This is a genomic window from Stenotrophomonas maltophilia group sp. RNC7 (genome assembly GCF_030910085.1).
Classification (GTDB): Bacteria; Pseudomonadota; Gammaproteobacteria; order Xanthomonadales; family Xanthomonadaceae; genus Stenotrophomonas; species Stenotrophomonas sepilia.
Genome location: NZ_JAVFVN010000769.1, coordinates 45,480 through 52,229, shown reverse-complemented (window position 1 = coordinate 52,229; position 6,750 = coordinate 45,480). Strand labels below are relative to the sequence as shown.

Genomic DNA, 6,750 nt, shown 5'->3' with positions numbered 1-6,750 from the left:
GGGTTCCGTCCCAGCGGGCGGGGGGGGGGGCGGTGTTCCGCGTGGGGGGGGGCCCGGTTGGCCCCAACACCTCTGCCTGCCGTAGAGCCGAGCCCATGCTCGGCTGCTTGCTGCCGGCCAGCCGAGCTTGGGCTCGGCTCTACATGCATTCACAATTTGCTACACCGGCCCGGCTAGGCTGGTTTTCCACCGAGCGCGGCCGGGTGACAAACCCGGCAACTTTCGGCACTGTCGGGGTGTCTGAACACCCTGCAGTCTCTCCCTTGGCAAGGCGCCTTCGAGCACGTCAATGAAATTCAAAGCCCCCGCATTCCTGATGGCCCTGGCGCTGGTCGCGCCGCTGGCGCTGGCGGCCAAGGCCGACTCGCCTGCATTGCCCGCTGCGGCAACTGCCGATCAGGTGACCACCTCCAAGCTGGTGTATGGCCTGTTGTCCGACAGTCGTTACGCCTACCGCCCGCGTGCGCTGGACGAGGCCACCTCCAAGGACGTGTTCAAGCGCTATCTGGAGACGCTGGACGGCGCCAAGCAGTATTTCACCCAGGCCGACGTGGCGCGCTTTGCGCCCTTCGAAGCCAACATCTCCTCGGCCATCCGTGGCGGCGAGCTTGAGCCGGCGTTCCAGGTGTTCGCGGTCTACAAGCAGCGTGTCGGCGAACGTGTGGCCTTTGCGCGCAAGCTGCTCAAGCAGGAGCCGGACTTCACCACCGACGAGCGCTTCGAGTACGACCGCAAGAAGGTGCCGTGGGCGGCCAGCAGCGCCGAGCTGGATGAGCTGTGGCGCAAGTCGGTGAAGAACGACTGGCTGCGCCTGAAGCTGGCAGGCAAGAAGCCGGACGATATCCGCAAGACGCTGGACAAGCGCTACGCGACGCTGGAGAAGTCGGTCAACGAGCTGAAGGGCGAAGACGTCTTCCAGTTCTTCATGAATTCGTACACCAGCGCGGTTGATCCGCACACCGATTACTTCACCCCGCGCACGGCCGAGAACTTCAACCAGGCGATGTCGCTGTCGCTGGAAGGCATCGGTGCGCAGCTGCAGCGCCAGGACGACGTGGTGGTGATCCGCGAGATCATCGCCGGCGGCCCGGCTGCGGTGGACGGCACGCTGAAGCCGGGTGACCGCATCGTCGGCGTTGGCCAGGGCAAGTCTGGCCAGGTCGAGGACGTGATCGGCTGGCGCATCGACGATGTGGTGGCCAAGATCCGCGGCGCCAAGGACACCCAGGTCAAGCTGGAGTTCATTCCAGCTGCCGAAGGTGCCGATGGCAAGCACCACACCCTGGTGCTGACCCGGCAGAAGGTGCGCCTGGCCGAACAGGCCGCCAAGGGCGAGACCATGACCATTCCGGCCGCCAACGGCGAGCCGGCACGGAAGATCGGCGTGATCAAGCTGCCGACCTTCTACCAGGATTTCGAAGGCCGCCGCCGCAACGCGGCCGACTATGCCTCGGCCACCCGTGACGTGGCCAAGCTGCTGGCTGGTTTCAAGAACGACAAGCTGGACGGCGTGGTGCTGGACCTGCGCAACAACGGCGGCGGTTCGCTGGATGAAGCCATCGAACTGACCGGCCTGTTCATCGAGCAGGGCCCGGTGGTGCAGGTGCGCGAGTCCGGTGGCCGCGTCACCGTCAACAGCGATCGCAACCAGGGCGTGGCGTGGGATGGCCCGCTGGCGGTGCTGATCAACCGCGGTTCGGCCTCGGCCTCGGAGATCTTCGCCGGCGCGATCCAGGATTACGGTCGTGGCCTGGTGATCGGTGAAACCAGCTTCGGCAAGGGCACCGTGCAGAACATCGTCGACCTCGACCGCTGGCCGAGTGGCGAGACCCAGCGCTTCGGCCAGGTCAAGCTGACCATCGCCCAGTTCTTCCGCATCAGCGGCAGCAGCACCCAGCACAAGGGCGTGGTGCCGGACCTGGCCTTCCCGGCCAGCGTCGATGCCACCGAGTTCGGCGAGAGCACCTACGACAACGCCCTGCCGTGGACCCGCATCGCCGCCGTGCCGCACACCCAGTACGGCAACTTCGCGCCGCTGCTGCCGAAGCTGGAGGCCCGCCACGACGCGCGAATCGCCACCGACAAGGAATTCCAGTGGTGGAACGAGGACGTGCAGCAGTTCCGGACCGAGGCGGCGAAGAAGTACATCTCGCTGAACGAGGCCACCCGTCGCGCCGAACGCGAGCGCCAGGACGCCCAGCGCAAGGAACGCCAGCTGCAGCGCAAGGAGCTGGGCCTGGCCCTGGACCCGCTGGCCGATGACAGCAGTGATGATGGCCTGACCGGCAACGAGCGCGACATCGTGAAGGATGCCGCCCGCGAGAAGGCCGCCGAAAAGCGTCCGGACCCGCTGCTGCGCGAGTCGGCCTCGATCCTGGCCGACGCGGTGAACCTGCTGGCCAACGACCGTCCGCTGTCGGCCCAGGTGCTGCCGCAGTCCACCGGCGCGGGGCGCTGGGCGGACTGAGCCGGAGGCGGCGCGTGACATCCGCAGGGGCCGGCATTGCCGGCCCCTTTCTGTTTGGGAAGCCCATTCCCGGTCGCGCCGGGCCATGCCCGGGCCAGTGAAGTGCCGCAAACGACTTGATCCCCTCCGTCCCCTTTTACGTGCATGAACCGGGAGCAACGTGGGGGGCCATATCGACCTGCCGCACACGGGGGCGGGACTACCCTTGGTGCTTCCGTTCTCGCAGGAGTACCCATGCGGGCCTCCCGTCTTTCCCGCGCTGCCGTGGCGTGCGCCAGCGCCTTGATCCTTTCGGCCTGTGGTGGCCGCGCCGCCGACAGCACCGTGCTGCGCGAGTCTTTCGATTCCGGCGATACCTTCTCGCGCACCGTTGAGGGACGCCCCGGCGAAGCCTGCGAGGCCGCGCGCCGCACGCTGCTCAGCCAAGGCTATGCCATCGCCCGTTCCGATGATGCGCAGGTGGAGGGCAACAAGAACTTCCAGCCGCGCGAGGATGACCATGAGCAGCTGGTGCTGCGCATCTCCTGCGCCCCGCGCGGCAGCCAGACGCTGGTGTTCGTCAGTGCCGTGCAGGACCGCTACGCGCTGAAGAAGAGCCCGACCTCGGCCAGTGTCGGCGTGGGTGCGCTGGGCTCGGTGTCGCTGCCGTTCGGCAGCAACGACGACTCGCTGGTGAAGGTGGCCAGCAGCACGGTCACGGATGCCGAGTTCTATCGTCGCTTCTTCCAGCGCCTGCAGCAGTATCTGCCGGCCGCGGCTGGCACGCCATCGCCATCGCCGGCAGCGGCGCCGGAACCCGCACCGGCGGTCACGGACCAGGGCTGAGTGTGCGCGGCAGGTGGCTGATTGCAGCCCTGCTGCTGGCGCCCGCGTGGGTCGTGGCAGCGCCATCCCCGGACTGTACGCAGGGCCTGCTGCAGCGGTTGGGGTGGCGCTTCGAAGAAGCGTCCCTCACCGCGCCGCAGGTGCGCGGTGGTCCCGTATGCACGCGTGCCTCGCTGGCTGATTCACAAGCGGCCGGCGACCTGCAGGTGCGGTGGCCGGCGGCGCTGCCCGCTGCCGCTCGGCAGGCACTGCTGCAGCAGCTGCTGGATGACCCCGCCACCGTCTGCGCCTATGCCTTTGAGCTGGGGGCGGCCACGCGGCGCGCGACTTCGGCATTGCAGGGCAATCCCACGTTCCGCTTCTCCGGCCCGCAGCTGGGATGGATCGGCTTCGGATTGCAGGGCGCACCGGCACAGGGTTGGCAGCGTACGCGCAGTTTCGGTCGTGGCTTCGTGCCCCGCGCGGGCAACAGCCATGCGCTGCAGGCGTTCTACAGTGGTGCCGTGCGTGCCGAATGCGGTGTCGGCCGCCAGGTCGCACAGCTGGCCACCCAGCGCGAGCTGTATGGCGATGCTGCGTTCGACACCGGGTTCGCAGCGGAGGAACTGTCGATCGGCACCTTCCTCGCGCTGCACGACACCGACAGCATCCTGCTCGGCGCGCATGCGGGCGACCTCTTCGCCGATGGCAAGGCGGTGCGCACCTCGGCGATGGGGCGGCAGGCGTTCGTGGGCGTGCCCGGTTTCATCGAACATGTGTACGACAAAGGCACGCTGGACGACCTGAGCAACCAGGCCGAGAACTTCGTGGTGGTCGAGGTGGGCGAGGGCGCTGCGCAGGCGCTGGCGCTGCACGCCGGCCTGGCCTGGTACGACCAGCGCAATGCCGAGCTCTGGAAACTGGCGCAGGACATCCCGCGCATCGGCCAGCGCTATTTCGAGCGCCTGCTGTTCGAGCGCGATCCACAGCTGCGCGCACGCCTGGCGCCGCGCTACCACGCGGCTCTTGTGCGCATGGATCAGCTGCTGGACGATCCGTTCTACCAGCAGTTCGTGATCTACGTGCATCCGCGCGGTATACGTCCTATCGGCTACCACATCGTCCGCCTGCTCGATCGCAACCCGAGAACGCCGTTTTCGATCGACCTGGCGGTGCACAATCTGCATACCACGCTCTACCGGCGTTGGCGCGAGGCGCAACTGCGCCACTGCGCGGCTACCGGCAGGCCAGGCAGCCTGACCCTAGACCCCAACTGAAGGTGAAACAATGGATATTGCAATGATCGGCCTCGGCCGCATGGGCGCCAACATGGCCCAGCGCCTGCATCGCGGCGGCCACCGCGTGGTCGGCTACGACCCGGGCGAAAGTGCGCGCCAGCGCGCTGCAGAGGCCGGCCTGGAAGTGGTTGATTCGCTGGCCGCCGCCGTGGCCGCGCTGCCGGTGCCGCGCGTGGTGTGGCTGATGGTACCGGCCGGCGAAACCGTCGACCAGACGCTGGGCCAGTTGACCCCGCACCTGGCCGAGGGTGACATCGTCATCGACGGCGGCAACTCCAACTACCAGGACTCGATCCGTCGCGCCAAGGCGCTGGCGGAGGACGATCTGGGCTACGTCGACTGCGGCACCAGCGGCGGCGTGTGGGGCCTGCAGGAAGGCTACAGCCTGATGGTCGGTGGCGAAGCGCCGGTGGTGGAGCAGATCGCACCGCTGCTGCGCACGCTGGCACCGGCAGAAGATCGTGGCTGGGCGCGTGTTGGTCCATCCGGCGCCGGCCATTTCACCAAGATGGTCCACAACGGCATCGAGTACGGGATGATGCAGGCCTATGCCGAAGGCTTCGCGCTGATGGAGCGCAAGCAGGAAATGGAACTGGACTTGGCCCAGGTCGCCGAGGTGTGGCGCCACGGCAGCGTGGTGCGTTCGTGGCTGCTGGACCTGAGTACTGAAGCACTCAAGCGCAATCCGTCGCTGGAAGGCATCGCGCCATACGTGGAGGATTCCGGCGAAGGCCGCTGGACCGTGGCCGAAGCCATCGCGCTGGACGTGCCGGCACCGGTGATCACGTTGTCTCTGCTGGAACGCCTGCGTTCGCGCGAATCGAATTCGTTCACCGACCGCCTGCTGTCGGCGATGCGCAATGAATTCGGCGGCCACGCCATCAAGAAGTCGTAAGCACTGCGGTGGGGTCAGAGCCCTTCGGCGTTGCCGAAGGGATCCGACCCCGGGCAGATCAGGGTCGGATCCCTTTCCGCAGGAAAGGGTTCTGACCCCATGCAGCCAGTCGAGCATGGCTCGACTCTACAAAAGCCGTCTCCGATCGTTGCCACGTCATCCACGCATGGCGTGGATCTACTGGTCAGTCCAACGCGATCCGCCGCCCTTCGCGCGCGCTGTCCATGCCGGCCTGCAGCAGCCGCATCAACTGCAATGCCTGCATCGGGCTGACCGTCGCTTCGCCGTCGCCGTGCATCGCCGCTGCGAACTGCGCATACAACCGACGATAGTCGCCGGGCAGGTTGTCGACGGTGCTGCGCAGAACATTGTCTTCTGCATCACAGCGCACCAGTTCGCCATGCCGGGGATCGATGCCCCAACCGGGCGCACCCGGTGCTACGCCGCGGCGCAGCTGGGCCTCCTGCACATCCAGGCCGTACTTGATCCAGCTGGCCTTGCTGCCATGCACGCTGAAGTGCGGGGCAGGGGCAGCCACCAGTGAACCGGCATGCACGATGGCGCGATGCCGCGGGTAGTGCAGTACGGCGTGGAAGTAATCGATGCCGGTGCCACCTTGGCGCTGCACGGCCAGATCCGCATCGATGGCGTCGGGCCAGCCGAACAGCACCAGCATCTGGTCCAGCAGGTGCGGGCCGAGGTCGTACCACAGGCCACTGCCTGGCCCGTCCTGTTCGCGCCAACGGTCGCGCACCTGCGACCGGTAGCGGTCGAAATGCGCATGGCATTCGGCCACCTCGCCCAGCGTGCCTTCGGACAGCAGCGCCTGCAGCGTGAGGAAGTCGGCATCGAAGCGCCGGTTCTGGAACACGGTGGCGATGCGGCCGGCGTCGCGTGCTGCGGCCAGTACCGTTTCCGCTTCGGCCACATCCAGCGCAAAGGGTTTGTCGACCAGCACGTGCTTGCCGGCGGCCAGCGCGGCCATCGCCAGTGGCGCGTGCTGTTCGTTCGGCGTGGCGATCACCACCGCATCCACCGCTGGATCGTCGAACACGTCCTGTGGCGTTGCACGCACGTGTACGTTGCTGAACGTGCGCAGCAACGTGTCGCGCTGCGAGCTGACGATGCTGTGCAGGACCAGGCCGGGCGTGTGCTGGATCAGCGGCGCATGGAAGACGCGGCCGGCGAGGCCGTAGCCGATCAGGGCCAGGTGCAGGTCGGGGCGCATGGCAGAGCTCCGGCAGGGGGGGGAAGGGCAGGGTAAACGACGGATGCGGACAGCCCAA

The 6,750-nt window shown here is 67.3% G+C and carries 5 protein-coding genes; 4 read left to right on the top strand and 1 reads right to left on the bottom strand.

Going from position 1 to position 6,750, the window contains the following annotated elements:
* The first annotated feature begins 289 nt into the window (after positions 1 to 289).
* The 4 genes from RCF13_RS18325 to gnd all read left to right on the top strand — a co-directional run bounded on the left by RCF13_RS18325 (position 290) and on the right by gnd (position 5,464).
* On the top strand, positions 290 to 2,467 hold the full coding sequence (locus tag RCF13_RS18325; protein WP_005419368.1) for a carboxy terminal-processing peptidase: 2,178 nt from the start codon (positions 290 to 292) through the stop codon (positions 2,465 to 2,467).
* Between the two features lie 234 nt (positions 2,468 to 2,701).
* Positions 2,702 to 3,292, top strand: a complete 591-nt coding sequence (locus tag RCF13_RS18320; RefSeq protein WP_134968133.1) for a DUF2242 domain-containing protein — start codon at positions 2,702 to 2,704, stop codon at positions 3,290 to 3,292.
* 17 nt (positions 3,293 to 3,309) lie between these two features.
* On the top strand, positions 3,310 to 4,548 hold the full coding sequence (locus RCF13_RS18315; RefSeq protein ID WP_134968142.1) for a hypothetical protein: 1,239 nt from the start codon (positions 3,310 to 3,312) through the stop codon (positions 4,546 to 4,548).
* A 10-nt stretch (positions 4,549 to 4,558) separates the two neighbouring features.
* Positions 4,559 to 5,464 carry a phosphogluconate dehydrogenase (NAD(+)-dependent, decarboxylating) gene (gene gnd, locus RCF13_RS18310; protein WP_134968134.1) on the top strand — a complete coding sequence of 302 codons (906 nt, stop codon included), beginning with the start codon at positions 4,559 to 4,561 and terminating at the stop codon, positions 5,462 to 5,464.
* 184 nt (positions 5,465 to 5,648) lie between these two features.
* Here the strand turns inward: gnd and RCF13_RS18305 are convergent, their stop codons facing one another.
* Entirely contained in the window at positions 5,649 to 6,692 is a 1,044-nt protein-coding gene (locus tag RCF13_RS18305; RefSeq protein ID WP_308141436.1) for an oxidoreductase, read from the bottom strand.
* Between the last annotated feature and the right edge of the window lie 58 nt (positions 6,693 to 6,750).